We start from the raw sequence: 15669 nt of genomic DNA on the forward strand, positions 1-15669 counted from the left end.
ATGGCGATTCAACACAGCCGCTGGAACACACCGTGCGATGCCTAGGCGGTCGGGCTTGAAGCATGCCGGACCGCCAGGTCACGCGATCCGATCGCGTCTGCTGAGCGGACGGAGGGTTCGTGACTGGGGGTTGCGCTCCCGTTCAGCAGGAACCGGGATCGGAATTCAAATACCCGAATAGGTCTAACAGTAGATGTTCAAATGACAGAGGATAGCAGTTCTTCCCACGTCCCCAGTCAGCCGGTTGTTGTCCAGGAAGACACCCATCAAAACGAGATTCCGGACAATATCGACTCAGAGCTGTATTCGGCAGATAGTCCGACCAACTCATTCCACGAGTTCAAAATCGAGCGTGGAGATGATCTTGTTGAGGCACTCCGCAACAACGGCTACACGGTGGAGTTCAGAGACCGATAAATCGGTATCGTAGTTGCTACCGTGTGTTATCCCGTGTGACGATCGTACCACGCGACACTCGGTCAGGCGATCACGCTGGGCCCGGTTAGCTCAGATTCAGCCGCACGTCACCCATCTCCTTCCCACGGGCGACGAGCGAAGTGCCGTACGCGGTGCGTGTTTGGTCCCATGCCGCGAGCGCATCGGTGACCGATCCGTGATTTTCGAGGGCGTCGGCGAGCGCGGTCGCATCGCCCGCCGCCTTCGCCGTCCCGGCTGCCGTGTGCGGGCGGGCAACAAACGCGCCGTCACCCAAGAGACACACCCGATCGGTGACCATCGACGGCACCGTCAGGTCATGAATCGCCTGGACGAAGAGGTCCGGTGTGTCGCCGACGAGCGTCTCGAACACGGGCGGGAGCGTCGCTGCGCGCTCACGCTGTCGCTGGCGAACCGGATCGCGCAACCGGCCCGGTGAGACGGAGAACCGTCGTTCGGTACCGCTCGCGTCCGTGAATACCGCACCCCGATCGCGCCCGTCGAGCGTGTCGTACCACACCCAGTTCAGTCGGCGCGAGCCGGGAGCTGTCTCGCCGTCTGCGCCTGGGATGAAGTACGCCAGAATGAGCTGATCGATCCCCTGATAGAACGTGAACGTTCCGTCGAACGCCTCGACACACGCAGCCGAGAGGTCCGCTTCGTCGACAACGCCACGCCACGCGACGTAGGAGGCGAACGCCGGTTCCACGTCGGGGTACAGTTGCGCGCGCGTCGTCGACTGGCCGCCCTCGGCAGCGACGATCAAGTCTGCCGTCCGTTCCGTTTCGTTCGCGATCGTGGCGGTGGCCGTCTCGGGCGACACGGTCGTGACTGTTGCTCCGGTTCGGTACTGCTCGTCGGGGAAGGCGTCCCGGAGCTGTCGATAGAGCGCGTCCCACGACGTGAACACCATCGTCTCGGACACGGCGCGTCCGACATCCCCGCTCTCCGTGAGAAATCGACGTTCGTGGGACCGCGTCGTGATCGCTTCCGGGGCAACGATGTCGTGATCGCTGAGAAAACGGCGGATGTTCTGTTGGGCGACGATACCGCCGCCGCGGCTTTTGAGCGCGCCTGCCGACCGCTCATAGATCGTCGGGCTGTGGCCCGACCGCGCGAGCGCAATCCCGGTAAAGAGACCACCCATCGACCCGCCAGAGATGAGTACATCGAGGCCGGTAACAGGCGGACGGGACTGGTCCTGAGACACACTGGTTCGTTGGTGCGTGACGGGTGAAAGCCTACGGATTCGTCGACCCAGAGTGGCTTCCTGCAGTGGACGACGTTCCACTCCGGGGACGTATGTACCAATCGTGCGGGCCAGTCTCGATCAGGCGGTACAAGCGTGACCGCGTGAAAATTGTCGGGTCGGGGATCCGCGACCGCTGCTTGGCCGGCCCTCGTCGACGACGCTGTCCGTCGTCAACACGCTCCTCGTCTATGCCGTCCCGCGATCGGGCGCCGAAAGGTCCTCGGCGACAGCAACGTCGTGCCCGGCGGCGTACCCGTTCAGTTTGGCGGCGATCGGCGACTCACGCAACTCGTCGTCGCCGTATCCGGCCGCCGCAAACGCGTCCATGAACGAGGAGACAGACCGGAGCTTGTACTTCTGGTGATACTCCTCAGCGGGGTAGAAGCGCGAGAGCTGTTCGATGCGCGTTCCGATTCCATCGGCAGTGAGTCCCCGTGTCGAAAGAAACTCATCGAGGACTGCTCGCTGGTCTTCCGTCCCGGCGAACACGATGTTCTGGTACTGTGTCGTTCTGGTCTGGTGCTGTGGGTTGTGTGAGTTGAAGATTCGACTCAGGAGGTCTCGGTACGTGACCGTGTCAGGGTCGAACTCGACTTGGACCACTTCCGTGTGGTCACCCAAATCGTGATACGTCGGATCGAGTGTTGTTCCGCCAGCGTAGCCGACACGGGTGCGAACGACGCCGTCGATCGCACCGAACTGGGCGTCGGGGCCCCAGAAACAACCAATTCCGAACGTCGCCGTGGCAGTCTCCGCAGTATCCATCGCACGGCGGTCGTACTCGCGTATTTGTGTCTGTGTGAGCGTCATTGGGGTTACCAGCCTAGAGAGTCGTCGCAGCGCGGGTCGTGGATCCCACCGCGTCTACTACCAGTCAGGCTCGCAGACGTATATGCTGCGTGTCGATCTCGACCATGGCCGGCCACGCGAGCGAGCATACGCGCTCGGAGACGTATGGGTGGAGTTCCGTGAGGTGCTGCTGAAAGCGATCGCCGCCGGAGCGTGAGATATCCGTGAGATCAACCGCAGTGTGCCGAAACTACAGAGCCGTCCGGCGCAAAGACTGAGTGTTCGCCCCGCGAGAACGAGTCGTGTCGTACACCGCCAACTATCCCAACGGTACGGGAAGCCCCGCCGTTCACGGCGGGGAGGACGTCACACTGTCTTCTCCCAACAGAAACCCGCCCAGACCCGTCACCCAGACCAGCAACGGGTACACCACCCAGCGTTCGATACCGCCGAACTCCAGCCCGGCAAGCGGCCCAGAGGTTCCAATCGCCAGCGCATACACCAGCGACGCCAGCGAGAACCCTCCGAGGAGCACACTGACGGAAGAGAACGGGTTCGGGGTCGCTCGTGCGGCCAGCACTGCCGCGATGCCGCCGCTCGTGAACGTCAGGAGTGCAAAAAGGCCGTGCCAGGGCGCCATATCCCCGGGAAACACACCGACACCGAAGACGCCGAACCCAAAGATGCCGAGCGGGAGCCAGAGTACGCGCGGTCGCCCCACCCGATAGAGGAAGTACGCCGCTACGAGAACCAGCGCACCGCTGGTCAGCATGGTGCCGTTGAAGATCGTCGCGGTCGGCTCGTAGCTGACCGGATTCGGCGGCGCTGTTGAGCCTAGATCGCTGATTTCCTGGGTCGTAGCATAGTTGGGATGGTATGCCTCGGCGGTGATGATCCCGAGGAGCGAAACCCCGCCAGTGATCAATAGTGCGACGCCCGCAATGGCTGTGTCGGCGATGCCGCCGCCGAGCGATTTCAGATACGCGGACATAGGGATATATGTAAGCCCCAGTAAATAAATCTGAGGCAGTAACTATCGCCAACTACGAGAACGCAGAGACGGGCTGGGTCGTATGATCGGCACAGCGTGCGAAGAGTTGGAAGCCGGGTGCGAAGAGTTCGATCCGCATGTAGACAACGACCGTGCCATCGCCTTCTACGAGAAACCCGGATTCGAGAGAACACAGATCATAGCAGTCTGTGTCATCACCGACCAGTGAGTAAGACCGGAAGCTGGCAGCCGCTGTCGGCGGTAACGATGGGATAGAAGTGACAGACCGTAGAGTTACTAACCAGTCAGAATCCTTTTGACTAACCGGTTAGTAAGTGAAGATAGAGAATGGAATCGGAGACAAAATCCGAGATCATCAATGCGACGAACCGGGTACTCTGCGAACACGGGTATGCCGGGCTCACGATGCAGAAAATCGCTGACGAGTCGGCGATGACCACCGCAGCGATCCACTACCATTTCGACACGAAAGAGGAGTTACTGAACGCTTTCCTTGATATCCTGATCGAGCGGTTCAAAGCGAAAATCTCCTCCGAAGCGACCGACCCGCGCAAACGGCTCACAGCGTTCCTCGATGGAGTCTTCACACCGACAACTCCCGACTCGGACGGCTTCCCCGTGGCGATTATGGAGTTGAAAGCGCAGGCACCCTTCCACGATCTCTTCCGAGAACGGTTTCTCGACCTCGATGAGGTGATGCGCGAGGTCGTTGCGGATATCGTCGCGGACGGCATCGACGAGGGCCACTTCAAGCAGACTGATCCGGACGAAGTCGCCAGGCTCGTCACAACGACGATCAACGGCGCACACACACGGAAAGTGGCACTCGGGGAGCCGCTCGACGAGACGCGTCACGTCCTCGAAAACACGCTGGAACTACACCTCGGATGGCAGCCTGGATCGGAGGTGGTCGCGTGAGCTTCTTCAAAGGTCAAGAAGAACTCAACCTGACAGAAGGTGGCATCGTCAAACCCCTGCTGTTCCTCTCGCTGCCCATCGTCGTTACGAACCTGCTGCAGACCGCCTACAATTTGGCGGACACGTTCTGGCTCGGCCAGTACTCGACGGAGGCACTGGCGGCGATCAGCTTCGCGTTCCCGATGGTGTTCCTGCTCATCTCGCTCGGAATGGGGCTCTCAGTGGCGGGAAGCGTGCTCGTTGCTCAACACACCGGTGCCGAGGAGACCGAACAGGCCGAGTATGCGGCCTCACAGACGGTCTCGTTCGCGTTCATCGCCTCAGTCATCCTCGGGGCGATCGGTTATCAGTTGGTTCGAGAGTTCCTCGCGTTCCTGGGTGCGTCGCCAGAGGTCCTCCCGGGAGCCACCGCGTATATGCAGGTGGTTGCGCTGGGCTTGCCGTTCATGTTCGGATTCTTCGTGTTTATCTCGCTGATGCGCGGCGCGGGCGACACCATCACGCCGATGCTCGTCATGTTCGGGACGGTCGTCATCAACGTGATCCTCGACCCGTTCCTGATTAACGGCTGGTCGGTCGGCCCACTCGCGTTCCCCGAGCTCGGCATACAAGGAGCGGCTATCGCCACGGTCTTTTCGCGGGGGCTGGCGATGATCGTCGGAGTCGCGATCATGCTGTCGGGAACACGGGGGATTCAGATCAACCTCGCCGACATGAAACCGGACCTCGAGTATCTTCAGAAGATCCTGCGAATCGGCGTTCCGGCGTCGATCGAGGGAACCGGACGTGCGCTCTCGATCAACGCGCTGTTGATTGTTGTTGGGCTGTTCTCCACGTCGGTGGTCGCCGCGTTCGGCATCGGGACGCGAGTCTTCTCCGTCATCTTCCTGCCGGCGATTGCCGTCGCGCGGGGTGTTGAGACGATGACCGGGCAGAACGTCGGGGCCGGCAAGTACGATCGCGCACAGGAGGCGAACTACGTCGCCGCAAAAGGCTTGTTTGGCATTCTCGGCGTCGTCGGCGTCGCCATCTTCTTCGTCCCGACGCCCATCGTTTCGGTCTTCACAAACGACCCGGCCGTCCTCGATGTCGGAGCGGAGTTCCTGCGATACGTCGCACTGTCGTTCGGGTTCATCGGGATCCAACGGGCGTTCACGGGTGGGTTCCGCGGCGCTGGCAAGACACTGATAGCCGCCGTCATCTCCGTCACCACGCTTGCCGTCATCCGACTCCCGATCGCATACGTCGCCTCACAAGGCGTGCTACCAACGGATCTGTGGTTCCTCGGACAGCCCGATGTTCGCGGCATCTGGATCGCGTTCTTCGCCTCGAACGTCACCGGGGCAGTCATCGCGTGGCTGTGGTTCCGACGCGGCACCTGGCGTGGCGGCGACGTTCGCGGGATGTCGAGTCCCGGCGACTCCGGACCGGACGATGCAGACGCCGCCATTGGAGACGATTGACCATGGTGGGGCTGTTTTCGCAATACCCCTCCAGTTCTTCGTTGATCGCGAGGCCGTGAGGATAATCAGGGTTGCCAGAACGGTTAATTCATGTGATACTTGCTCACGCGATCTCGTGCAACATACATCGAAGTGGCCCCGGCGAGACACGCGAGTGTGGCCGAAGCGACCGTCCCACTGAAACCGACCACAAATCGCTCAACATCAACAAACGAGGCAATCGCATGCCCGGCAATACTAGAATGGGCGATAACAGCCGGGAGTGCAATCATAAGCACCACGACTGAATAGATCACGAAGGCGAAGATGCTCGGAACAATCGCCTTGCTGCTCCGAGAGACGCTCACGGCCTCAAAGCGGGGGAACCCGACGCCGATCCCAGTCGCAATCGCACCCGACACGACCGACAGGACGAGTGCCGACACGCCAAGGCTCGCGACGACCGGTACCGAATGCGGACTCAGAAGCCCTGTGGTTACGGTCGCCACGAGGGTCACCGGCGCGATCAGGAGAGCACCGGAGACAACGTGTCCGGTGACCAGCGAGCGTTCAGGCGATTCTGAGAGCAGGGTGATGGGCAATGCCGCACCTTCTTGACCGACCACGTTAAGCGCGAACAACGATCCAGCGATCCAGGTCCCACTAAGTAGTACCCACAGTGGGAGGCTCGTTCCAATCTCACCAGTCTGGACAGCAGTGACGATTGGTCCGGCAAGGACGATCAGCGGGTACAACGCGAAAGACAGCGAGAGCGGCGACCGGCGGGCGCGTTTCCAATCGACTGCGACAACGCTGAAAACCGGTTGTGAGAGCACTCGTGAGAGGCCACCGAACCAAGCGGAGCTGTCGGCCGACCGCTCAACCTCATGAGAGATGTGAACCCCGTCGGCGTACCAGAGCCACTCTGCGAGTCGAAACAGCGATACGACCGCTGTGGCGACGAATACAGCCGTGAATAGTATTGCGCCGATCGCTCGAATCGGTGACGCTCCGATACTGAGTCCCATCGCGGCCAGATCGCCAAACCAGTCGATCGGCGTCGGTGCGAGCACGCGATAGATCGGTTCAAGCACCGACGCGAACGCGTTCGTGAATATTACCGCGAAGTACCCGATCCCGAGGAGGATGAGAAACAGCGCTCGGAGCCGGCTGAGCAGTTGCGATCGAACGCCGGCGTTGCGTATCCCCAGCGCGAGGATGAACCCGGCCGGAATCCCGGTGACGAGAAGGAGAAACAGTGTGAGCAACAGGGCAGGGATAGTGAGTAGTGAGCCGGCACCGACGGCAAACGCGACTGTGGCGGCGCTCCCAACCGTGAGGAAGAACGCAGACCAAAGCACGAGCTCGGTGAGGACGAGGCCGCCGATCACCGCCCGGTGTGACACCGTCGTCAATAAGCCGTCGAGATTGTCGGGACGAAGCGCGACTGCGTAGGCACGATATCCACCGAATCCGACGACGAAAATCCACCCGTAAACAAACGCCATCCGAACCCATTCGATGAGCGGTTCGGTTTCGCTCCCGGCAACGAACCCTCCGGCAAGGTACGCTCCGAACACCCCGCCGATTGAGAACGGAAGCAGCATAACGACCACGAACGCCATCGCCAACAGCTGCGTCGTGTTCGCTTTCATCGTCCGCCACCGACGGCGTAGTTCAGCCCTAGCGATGAGTCGTGGACGGTTCGCCCGTGTCATCTGTCTTCGAACCGTCCGTCCTGTGATTCGGTGGCGGCCGGCCCACGTTCGGCGGTGACCGAGAGGAATACATCCTCCAGTGTCGTCCCCGCCTCCGATTCCATCCGTGCGGTCAGTTCCGCGGGGGACCCCTCGGTAACGAGGTCACCTTCGTAGAGGACGCCAACCACATCCGCGAGCTCCTCAACGACCGAGAGAATATGCGTCGAAAGGAACACCGTATGGCCATCGTCGGTCAATTCATCAATGACATCGAGGACGGTCCGGGCCGCTCGCGGGTCCAACCCGCTGGTCGGCTCGTCGAGAAATACGAGATCGGGTTGGTGTAACAACGCCTGAATCAGACCGACCTTCTGACGCATCCCCTTGGAGTAGTCGTCGATCCGCTTGTCGGCGTCGTCGGTGAGATCGAACCGGTCGAACCAGTCTGTAATCCGAGTGTCCATCTCTTCGGCTGGAAGGTCGCGAAGCCGACCGAAATATTCGAGCTGTTCACGGCCGGTGAGTTCATCAAAGACCGGGGGTTCCTCGGGAAGGTAGCCGATCGATGCCCGGATCGCATCCCGATCCGAGACAGGGTTTCCGTCGATCCACGCTTCACCGTCGGTCGGCTGCGTCAGTGATGTCAACATCCGCATCGTGGTTGTCTTTCCAGCGCCGTTCGGTCCGAGAAAGCCGTACACTGTACCGTGATCAACGGTGAGATCAAGCCCGTCGACAGCACTTTCAGTCCCAAATCGTTTCGTCAGGCTTCGCGTCTCGATGGCGTCTGTGTCTGGTGTCATCGTAAGGGTGGAGTAGTTGGTTTGGTACTGTGGTCTTTCATAGGGCGATACCTCCGAGCCCGACAACGACGAAAATCAGCGCGATCACCATCGGAACTGACGCCTTCCAGAGGCGTGTAAGTGCGAACTGCCTCGGAGAGCGGTCGGTAATGGTGAGATCGCCGGTAAGCATGGTCTCGTTCTGTTGGTGTTCTGTGCGGCCTGCAATGAGATACTCCTCACCAGGATCGATCCGTCGTTCGACGTATCGCCGCGTGCCGAGTCCCGGAACAATTCGCATCCATCTCGCGACGGGGTTGAGCTCGTCTCGTACGTCAACGAACCGTTGGATACGCTCGGGTGGCGTTTCATTGGCACGGACAGTGATAATCGTCGATTCCGTATCGAGTGCGAACCGTTTAGCGGACGGGACGACATCAAGAGTCCCAGTCGGACCGTCGAGGGTGAACGGGCGCGTCGCCACGCCATCGTCGAGATAGGCCTGAAACCACGGGACCCCGATTCCGAACGGTTGCCGTTCGGTGACCTCAAACTCGAACCCGAGACACCGAGATTCCGTAAACGGAGCCGTAAGGATGTCGTCCGATTCGTTTGCAACGCCGCAGCACACGACGAAGGATCCGCTGTCCGTCACCTCGCTGGGGGCTTGAACGTTGGTACGGAGGATGTTCGGAACCCTCACGAGTGACCGGATTCCGTACCAGCCGATCGCGAGACCGAAAGCGATGAAGCCGATCCCGGCGGCCGTGTACAGCATTATTGGGAGAAGTGTGAGAAGTCGAACCGATTGGGACAACGGTCGGCCATCGTTGTATCAGAGTGGGACGATTCCTCACATGTCTCCGCGGGAGAGATCACCAGAGCGAGTCTCGCAAACGGTGAAGTTTGGAAAATGCCACCTATCGTTATTGGGGCGGACAGTATCGGTTGCTCACGTGCGAGGCTTGGGGCTTCTCGGAAGGGCTCGAGGAGGGCCATACCCAATGTAACCGCGAGAGCCCAATATAAAACGAGGGTACGATCGAATCTCAAATGCCGAGGCTATCTTTGATTGCCGAGTCGATCTTCACCATGTCTGATGACGGGACAGATCCAATGTTCTTTTTCACACGTTCGTCGATGTCGACAACCCGGACTTGACTTAGATCTGCCACTGAGTCGTGATCGAGGGCAGTATCCGAAGCTAGTACTTCCACCTCGAACGGGTACGTGTCTCCAGACGTGTACTGCGTTGTGAATGGAGCAATGATAGTTGCCGGTGAGTACTGATTCCCAACATCATTCTGGATGACAACACAAGGCCGGCCCTTTCCTTGCTGCTCACTCCCTTCCGTGGGATTCAGTTCAACGATAACAATGTCGCCACGGCGTACCTGCACACTTGACTCCAGAATTCACTCGCTCCAGCCGGGTGCGTCACCGAGATGCCCGGTTGCTTCTGAGGATGCTTCTTCCATTTCTTCGGTCAACTCACGAGACCGCTCGGCTCTCTTTCGGTATCCTTCAGCAAGCCGTTCCTCATCTGTCGGCGGTTTGATTCTGAGCTCGTCATTCACTTCGACGAATTCAACTTCGTCACCCCCTTCGATGCCACGACGGTCCCGCAGTTCCTTCGGAATCGTCACCTGCCCCCGATCTCCGACTTTCCGTTTGTATTCGGGCATATATATTCATACTTTTTTCATACTGATATAGATATCGGTGGCATGGTCATTCAATTCGCCCTCTTCAGCGACTCCTGTTTCAGGAGAGAATATATCTGAAGAATAGGGATTCAACAGAGCCACTTAACATTAAATCTAGGCGTCCTACTGCGCAATCAACTTCTGTCCACGCAGCCAGTCAGAGCGGTAGAGAAATAGACTAACAGATACTGCAACAACGATTGTCAAGACAGCGGCGAGGACTCCTGTAGGGTCAGGCACAAACAGAGGGCCGATAATAAACCCTATACAGATTCCGGTTAGTAGACAGACGGCGGTGCGGACTGCAGAACGAACCATATTCACAGGACTGTACTACTTATTTATATGGCTTCTGTGAGTTTCTGTGCGTAGTTCTGACAAACAGCCGATCCAGTATGAAAAGTCTCGAACCCATAGGATTGATTGGGATATCACACTGAATACACAGCACGAATTCGTCAGCGGTCCCCCTGCTGAAAAGCGGGACTGTGTATCGGATTGATCAAATTTTCCACACCAGAATTGATTGCGGCTTAACTAATCGGTTAGAGCGGCGGAGAGGGGGGCTCTGTTGAAACATATAGGTACTGATATTTTTGAGGCGTTTTGCTGAATACTGAGGTTACATCCGTCAATCGCGATTGTCAGCGTTCTCGCAGGCGTGGGGATCCGTCGTATACCAGATGGATACGTCACCGGTGCGGGACTGTTCGATGTCTCCGATCTGGATTTCCAGTCCGATGCATGATGCGTCTACCTCGCCGAAGTCGAGCATCTCCCACTTCGAAGTCGATTGGTTATCGCGCCACGCATAGAGCAGGGACTGCCCGACCTCGGCTGGGAACCCCTCGAAAGAGCCATCGCCAGCCGTCGCCACGCTCGAGGAATTGTCCGTTTCCGGTTCAGCTGCCGAGATGTCCATCTCCGCCCAGTACACCGGCTCTTCGTCATCGAGTATTGCTACCGATACGGTGTGGGGCCGGAAGTCGAGGTTCGCCACTTCGATCTCGCCAAGCGTTAGCGCGGGGGAAGCGTCACGGTCGAAGGCACTACACCCTGCGAGGCCAGCTACGATCACGCTTCCGCCTGTTTGGAGGGTCTTCCGGCGGGTCAGACGGACCATAATGCTAGAAAGATGGAGACGACCTGAAAATTCACGGGGTTTCGAACAGCAGCCGTGACCGGCCACCCGGACGAAGACACACTCTGTATTCAGCACACCATCCCCGTCAATTCTGCGTCAGCTAGAGTTTCTGCGTCTGCGAGGCATCGACGGGATTCGGTGTCGATCCATCCAGAGTGTCGTGCCCGTCCCGTAGCTGGAGATACGCTGACGCGATGATCGCGTAGTACGGAAGGAAAAACACTGTCGTGAGGACGATCGTTGCGATGTCAGCGACGACCGGCACGCCGGCAAGATCCAGCAGCGGTGACACGGCGCCGATGCCACCGCCGAACAGGCCAGAGACAACGACGAGGACGCTGAGCTTGAGCCGGGACCCGCGGGCGAGACCCCAACTCCGCTTGAGGCTACTGATAAGTCCACGATCTTCGACGGCAACTGCGAAAATGAAGAACAAGAACGAGGCGGCGAAGAACAGCCCAGGGAAGAACAGCAACACGAAGCCGATCAGCACCGTGACACTCACGATGACCCCACCGACGAATGCGGTCGCCGTTGCGCGTCCGAGTCGCTGCGTCGACGTGGCGGGGAACGTGGATGCCTCGCTGAGTGGCTGGGCAAACGTTCGTGAAAGGATCACAAAGTACGCCGAGCTCAGGACGGTGAGGACACCGAAGAGAACGAGTCCGACCCTTCCAGATATCGGAAGCGTGAGGCCCGCGTTGCTACTGAACTGTGCTGCGGCTTCGGGTGGGAGATACCCGAGTACAGCGCTGTTGACCGCTGTTTGAATCCCGAGCTGAATTACCAGGAATCCAAGGAAGAGGATTCCCCCAGTTCGAGTGAGTGTACGCCGAATACCGTCGCTAACCGCATGGCTGAGTTGGAGGGCCATACGATCAAGGAATTTCATCCAAATTATATAAAAACAGCGGAATACGGAGGAGCACATCGCAGCGACGGTTTGGCCGGTCCTACAGCTGGTTCTTGATGGTGTGACTCGACACCGCTATTGGACTTCTACCCTTTATCACCCCGACCCGCGTATTAACATGTGGTGTGTTCACATGAAACTCGCATTGATCGGAGTCGGACAGGCAGGTGGGAAGGTGGTCGACGAGTTCCTCGCCTACGACGCGCGAACCGGTGCGGACATCGTCCGTGGGGCTCTCGCCGTCAACACGGCGAAAGCGGATCTCCAAGGAATCGATCGGCTCTCGAACGATCGTCGGATCCTGATCGGGCAGTCGCGAGTGAAAGGGCATGGCGTTGGCGCCGATAACGAACTCGGCGCGGAGGTCGCCGACGAGGACATCGGCGAGATCCACGGAGCGCTCGACTCGGTACCGGTCCACGAGATCGACGCGTTCCTCGTCGTTGCAGGGCTCGGCGGTGGAACGGGGTCGGGAGGGGCGCCCGTCATCGCCAAGAACCTCAAACGGATCTACACCGAGCCCGTGTACGGGTTGGGGATTCTCCCCGGGAGCGATGAAGGCGGGATCTACACGCTGAACGCCGCCCGGTCGCTCAAGACGTTCGTCGATGAGGTGGACAACCTCATGCTGTTTGACAACGACGCGTGGCGTCGATCGGGCGAATCGGTCGAAGACGGGTTTGACGCGATTAACGAAGAGCTCGTCAACCGGTTTGGCGTGCTCTTCAGTGCCGGCGAGGTAACGGAGGGAAGCGATATCGCTGAGAGTGTCGTCGACTCCTCGGAGATCATCAATACGCTCAAAGGCGGCGGCATCTCCACGCTGGGGTATGCGGACGCCGCGGTTGACGAACCGGAGCGGGCGGGGTTACTCTCGCGGCTCCGCGGGGACTCGGACGCCGAGATCGACAGCACAGCGGCCACGAACCGAATCACGAGTCTCGTCCGAAAGGCGACGCTCGGTCGACTCACGTTGCCGTGTGAGGTGAGCGGGACGGAGCGGGCGCTGCTCGTCGTCGCCGGTCCGCCGGAGCTTCTCAACCGGAAGGGGATCGAACACGGCCGCAAGTGGCTCGAAGAACAGACCGGATCGATGGAAGTCCGCGGTGGTGACTATCCACGCCGCGGGAGCGGGACGGTCGCAGCGCTCGTGTTGCTCGGCGGTGTGACGAACGTTCCACGGGTGAAAGAGCTCCAGCAGGTCGCGATCGAAGCGCAACAGAATCGCGGGGAGATCACTGACGAGAGCGAGGACCGCTTTGCGGAATTGTTGGATAGTGACGGGGAGTTGGAGTCGCTATTCTGAGGGCGAGTGGGTTTCTCGCCGTATCGGTCTCCCGAGGTATCCGAACGCGCTTCCCCCCTCACCCGCTTCGCTCGTGCGTTGAGGAAGGGGACTCCGCACTACCGCTTCAGTTGAAGCTCTGTTGTTGTACTACGCCATCCCATATCGGAGTCGTCACCACGTGCGCTGGATGCTCGTCACGACCTCCTCAGCTACAGACGAGTCGAGTCACGGACGCCTGACCTGCAAAATCGCACTTAGCGTGTCGGGATTTTAATACAGCCATCTGACAAAGTGCCTCGTATGGCTGCGTCATCTACGATCGACCCCGAAACTGCCGACTGGTTAACCCTCGACGAAGATGAGGAGATCGTCTGGTCCGGGAAACCCCACGAGAGCAGTTTGATCCCAGCGCTTGTCGTCGGATTGCCCCTCTCTCTCATTCTCATTGGATTATTCATCATTGCCGGGGCCTATCTCCAGCGCGAGAATACTCAGTTCGTCGTGACGACCGACGGGCTATACAAGAAGAGGGGAGTCCTGTCACGTGACGTCCAACGCATCGATTTCGGGAAGGTTCAAAACACCTCCTACAGCCAGGGATTCTTTGGCTCTCGGTTCGGCTACGGAAACGTCGACATCTCGACCGCTGGGGGCTCCGGCATCGAGATGCAGTTCCGGTCAGTCCCCGAACCGCGCGAGATTCAAGAGCTCATCAACAAACGTGTGAAGGGCAGTCGTGGTGACCCGACGACGGAATCGGGTGAAACGAAGGGGGACGTACTTGACGAGATCCTCGTCGAACTCAGAGATATCCGCGCTACTCTCGAAGCACAACAGGGGGCTACAACAAACACAGCAGACACGATGTCAAACACCGGCAATGCGGCGGACGAGCAATCGGCTGATGAAGAAACCACCAGCCGTAGTGAAGTCGTGAGTAGCGGCCCGAGAGCCGAGAACGCTACTGCCGACCAAGAGTCGACTGATGAGCGGTAGCCGTCCATGACGGATTCGATCGACCCGGCTATCCCACTCGGCACCAGCGAATCGGTCGAATGGTCCGGCCGCCCGCGACTCACGACCATCCTTCCGGCAGTCGTGATTGGGGCACTCCTCCTCAGCTCCGCAATCGTCGTCAGTGTTACTAGGGAGACTCCGCTCTTCCTCACAGTCGTTCCACTCGGAGTGGCGATCCCGATCTGGAAGTACTTCGCTCTCCAAGGCGTACAGTACGTGATAACGGACCAAGCACTCTACGTGAAACGCGGCGTTTTGACCCGGTCTGTCACACAAGCAAACCTCGAAACCGTCCAGAACAGCTCTTTCGGGCAGGACATCACGGGGTCGATCTTCGGATACGGCTCAGTTACGTTCGAAATCGCTGGTGGGGACGACCTCTCGTTCCAGGCGATCGAAGACCCTCGTGCAATCCGAGCACTCGTCGATCGAACAGCATCGAACAGCGATGGTATCGGTGGGGACGGTCAGCGGGACTCCGTTATCCCCGGAGATCTGACGCAGTGGCAGCAAATTCGTGACGAGATTCGAGCGATTCGCAGCTCTCTCGAAGAATAGGTGGCGTTGCCCGCGCCCGCAGGCGTCTCAAACGTGTGAACTGCCGATCGAAAATTACTTTGAAGCGATACAAATGAGGCGACGGCATGACAAAGATAGGAATATCGAGTAACGTCGTCGAACTTCTTGTTAGTTTCGGAGACACTCTGTTACTGTTCCTACATACGGCCAACGAGTATCACTCAGCTATCCAAGACATGGATTCAACTGATGCGGTAGCGCGGAGTCCCCTCCCTCAAGGAACGAGCGAAGCGAGTGAGTAGGGAGGGGAGGAGCGCGTTTGTATAGGACACAAACACCAGCTTATAACCAGCCTACTACTTACATTGAATGTGTGGCAGACGACTACGTGCGTCGGACGGCAATCACCCGCCTCTCGGTAGACGGTGAGCAACGGGAGTTGCTTGAGGTAACTATCTCCGAGTGGAAGCGTGGTTGCCAAATCGCCACGGACATGGCGTGGGGCAACTGTAACACAAAAAGCGACGTTCAGCCCCTCGCCTACGACGACGTGCGCGAACACACCGACCTCGGTAGTCAGCACGCGATTCTCGCCACCCACCAAGCCGCACAAGCCATTACCAGCTGTATCGAACGCCGATCTAAAGGCAAGAAAGTCAGCAAGCCCACGTTCACCGCACCCACGGTGAAGTACGACACTCGGACCATGACGCTGTTCGACGACGGCACAGTTTCAGTACCTCACAAAGCAC

17 protein-coding genes and 1 pseudogene are annotated in these 15669 nt (G+C 59.0%); 8 read left to right on the top strand and 10 right to left on the bottom strand.

Going from position 1 to position 15669, the window contains the following annotated elements; all coding sequences use genetic code 11:
* Positions 1-201: 201 nt before the first annotated feature.
* Positions 202-417 (top strand): hypothetical protein, encoded by a 216-nt coding sequence (locus DJ69_RS12075; protein ID WP_099255834.1) that lies wholly within the window; start codon positions 202-204, stop codon positions 415-417.
* Positions 418-502: 85 nt separating this feature from the next.
* On the opposite strand, the gene DJ69_RS12080 is transcribed toward DJ69_RS12075, so the two are convergent.
* The 3 genes from DJ69_RS12080 to DJ69_RS12090 all read right to left on the bottom strand — a co-directional run bounded on the left by DJ69_RS12080 (position 503) and on the right by DJ69_RS12090 (position 3467).
* Positions 503-1645: an FAD binding domain-containing protein gene (locus DJ69_RS12080; RefSeq protein WP_099255835.1), complete on the bottom strand. Its 1143-nt coding sequence runs from the start codon at positions 1643-1645 to the stop codon at positions 503-505.
* A 228-nt stretch (positions 1646-1873) separates the two neighbouring features.
* Complete coding sequence (gene msrA, locus DJ69_RS12085; RefSeq protein WP_099255836.1) at positions 1874-2497, bottom strand: peptide-methionine (S)-S-oxide reductase MsrA; 624 nt, start codon at positions 2495-2497, stop codon at positions 1874-1876.
* 328 nt (positions 2498-2825) lie between these two features.
* The gene (locus DJ69_RS12090; RefSeq protein ID WP_180271809.1) at positions 2826-3467 is read right to left on the bottom strand and encodes a DUF998 domain-containing protein; all 642 of its coding nucleotides are present in this window, start codon (positions 3465-3467) and stop codon (positions 2826-2828) included.
* 82 nt (positions 3468-3549) lie between these two features.
* Here DJ69_RS12090 and DJ69_RS12095 point away from each other — a divergent pair, with 82 nt between their 5' ends.
* From DJ69_RS12095 to DJ69_RS12105, 3 genes are all read left to right on the top strand, one after another.
* Positions 3550-3696, top strand: a complete 147-nt coding sequence (locus DJ69_RS12095) for an N-acetyltransferase (protein WP_218962319.1) — start codon at positions 3550-3552, stop codon at positions 3694-3696.
* A gap of 119 nt (positions 3697-3815) precedes the next feature.
* Entirely contained in the window at positions 3816-4406 is a 591-nt protein-coding gene (locus tag DJ69_RS12100) for a TetR/AcrR family transcriptional regulator (RefSeq protein ID WP_099255837.1), read from the top strand.
* A complete protein-coding gene (locus DJ69_RS12105) occupies positions 4403-5869 on the top strand; it encodes an MATE family efflux transporter (protein ID WP_099255848.1) in 1467 nt (488 codons plus the stop codon). The genes DJ69_RS12100 and DJ69_RS12105 overlap by 4 nt, the downstream gene beginning before the upstream one ends.
* Before the next feature lie 83 nt (positions 5870-5952).
* On the opposite strand, the gene DJ69_RS12110 is transcribed toward DJ69_RS12105, so the two are convergent.
* The 7 genes from DJ69_RS12110 to DJ69_RS12140 all read right to left on the bottom strand — a co-directional run bounded on the left by DJ69_RS12110 (position 5953) and on the right by DJ69_RS12140 (position 12054).
* Positions 5953-7503 carry a hypothetical protein gene (locus DJ69_RS12110; protein WP_245851646.1) on the bottom strand — a complete coding sequence of 517 codons (1551 nt, stop codon included), beginning with the start codon at positions 7501-7503 and terminating at the stop codon, positions 5953-5955.
* Between the two features lie 59 nt (positions 7504-7562).
* Positions 7563-8351, bottom strand: a complete 789-nt coding sequence (locus tag DJ69_RS12115; RefSeq protein WP_099255839.1) for an ABC transporter ATP-binding protein — start codon at positions 8349-8351, stop codon at positions 7563-7565.
* A 37-nt stretch (positions 8352-8388) separates the two neighbouring features.
* Positions 8389-9108, bottom strand: coding sequence for a hypothetical protein (locus DJ69_RS12120; protein WP_099255840.1), 720 nt, complete (start codon positions 9106-9108; stop codon positions 8389-8391).
* 271 nt (positions 9109-9379) lie between these two features.
* Positions 9380-9730: a type II toxin-antitoxin system PemK/MazF family toxin gene (locus DJ69_RS12125; protein ID WP_099255841.1), complete on the bottom strand. Its 351-nt coding sequence runs from the start codon at positions 9728-9730 to the stop codon at positions 9380-9382.
* A gap of 15 nt (positions 9731-9745) precedes the next feature.
* Positions 9746-10015: an AbrB/MazE/SpoVT family DNA-binding domain-containing protein gene (locus DJ69_RS12130; RefSeq protein ID WP_099255842.1), complete on the bottom strand. Its 270-nt coding sequence runs from the start codon at positions 10013-10015 to the stop codon at positions 9746-9748.
* A gap of 652 nt (positions 10016-10667) precedes the next feature.
* A complete protein-coding gene (locus tag DJ69_RS12135) occupies positions 10668-11036 on the bottom strand; it encodes a hypothetical protein (RefSeq protein WP_144050437.1) in 369 nt (122 codons plus the stop codon).
* 244 nt (positions 11037-11280) lie between these two features.
* Complete coding sequence (locus tag DJ69_RS12140) at positions 11281-12054, bottom strand: hypothetical protein (RefSeq protein ID WP_099255849.1); 774 nt, start codon at positions 12052-12054, stop codon at positions 11281-11283.
* A gap of 172 nt (positions 12055-12226) precedes the next feature.
* On the opposite strand from DJ69_RS12140, the gene DJ69_RS12145 reads away from it, so the two are divergent.
* From DJ69_RS12145 to DJ69_RS12160, 4 genes and pseudogenes are all read left to right on the top strand, one after another.
* Positions 12227-13399, top strand: coding sequence for a tubulin/FtsZ family protein (locus tag DJ69_RS12145; protein ID WP_099255844.1), 1173 nt, complete (start codon positions 12227-12229; stop codon positions 13397-13399).
* 282 nt (positions 13400-13681) lie between these two features.
* Positions 13682-14377: a PH domain-containing protein gene (locus DJ69_RS12150; RefSeq protein ID WP_099255845.1), complete on the top strand. Its 696-nt coding sequence runs from the start codon at positions 13682-13684 to the stop codon at positions 14375-14377.
* A 6-nt stretch (positions 14378-14383) separates the two neighbouring features.
* Positions 14384-14956 carry a PH domain-containing protein gene (locus DJ69_RS12155; RefSeq protein ID WP_099255846.1) on the top strand — a complete coding sequence of 191 codons (573 nt, stop codon included), beginning with the start codon at positions 14384-14386 and terminating at the stop codon, positions 14954-14956.
* A 334-nt stretch (positions 14957-15290) separates the two neighbouring features.
* A pseudogene (locus tag DJ69_RS12160) lies at positions 15291-15669 on the top strand (RNA-guided endonuclease InsQ/TnpB family protein); the annotation flags it as partial.

The sequence above is a fragment of the Halorubrum persicum genome, assembly GCF_002727125.1.
GTDB classification, from domain to species: domain Archaea; phylum Halobacteriota; class Halobacteria; order Halobacteriales; family Haloferacaceae; genus Halorubrum; species Halorubrum persicum.

Coding starts and splice junctions, on each gene's coding strand:
- DJ69_RS12075 (WP_099255834.1), top strand. CDS start 202: ATGACAGAGGATAGCAGTTCTTCCCACGTCCCCAGTCAGCCGGTTGTT.
- msrA (WP_099255836.1), bottom strand. CDS start 2,497: ATGACGCTCACACAGACACAAATACGCGAGTACGACCGCCGTGCGATG.
- DJ69_RS12090 (WP_180271809.1), bottom strand. CDS start 3,467: ATGTCCGCGTATCTGAAATCGCTCGGCGGCGGCATCGCCGACACAGCC.
- DJ69_RS12095 (WP_218962319.1), top strand. CDS start 3,550: ATGATCGGCACAGCGTGCGAAGAGTTGGAAGCCGGGTGCGAAGAGTTC.
- DJ69_RS12100 (WP_099255837.1), top strand. CDS start 3,816: ATGGAATCGGAGACAAAATCCGAGATCATCAATGCGACGAACCGGGTA.
- DJ69_RS12110 (WP_245851646.1), bottom strand. CDS start 7,503: ATGAAAGCGAACACGACGCAGCTGTTGGCGATGGCGTTCGTGGTCGTT.
- DJ69_RS12115 (WP_099255839.1), bottom strand. CDS start 8,351: ATGACACCAGACACAGACGCCATCGAGACGCGAAGCCTGACGAAACGA.
- DJ69_RS12120 (WP_099255840.1), bottom strand. CDS start 9,108: ATGCTGTACACGGCCGCCGGGATCGGCTTCATCGCTTTCGGTCTCGCG.
- DJ69_RS12130 (WP_099255842.1), bottom strand. CDS start 10,015: ATGCCCGAATACAAACGGAAAGTCGGAGATCGGGGGCAGGTGACGATT.
- DJ69_RS12140 (WP_099255849.1), bottom strand. CDS start 12,054: ATGGCCCTCCAACTCAGCCATGCGGTTAGCGACGGTATTCGGCGTACA.
- DJ69_RS12145 (WP_099255844.1), top strand. CDS start 12,227: ATGAAACTCGCATTGATCGGAGTCGGACAGGCAGGTGGGAAGGTGGTC.
- DJ69_RS12150 (WP_099255845.1), top strand. CDS start 13,682: ATGGCTGCGTCATCTACGATCGACCCCGAAACTGCCGACTGGTTAACC.
- DJ69_RS12155 (WP_099255846.1), top strand. CDS start 14,384: ATGACGGATTCGATCGACCCGGCTATCCCACTCGGCACCAGCGAATCG.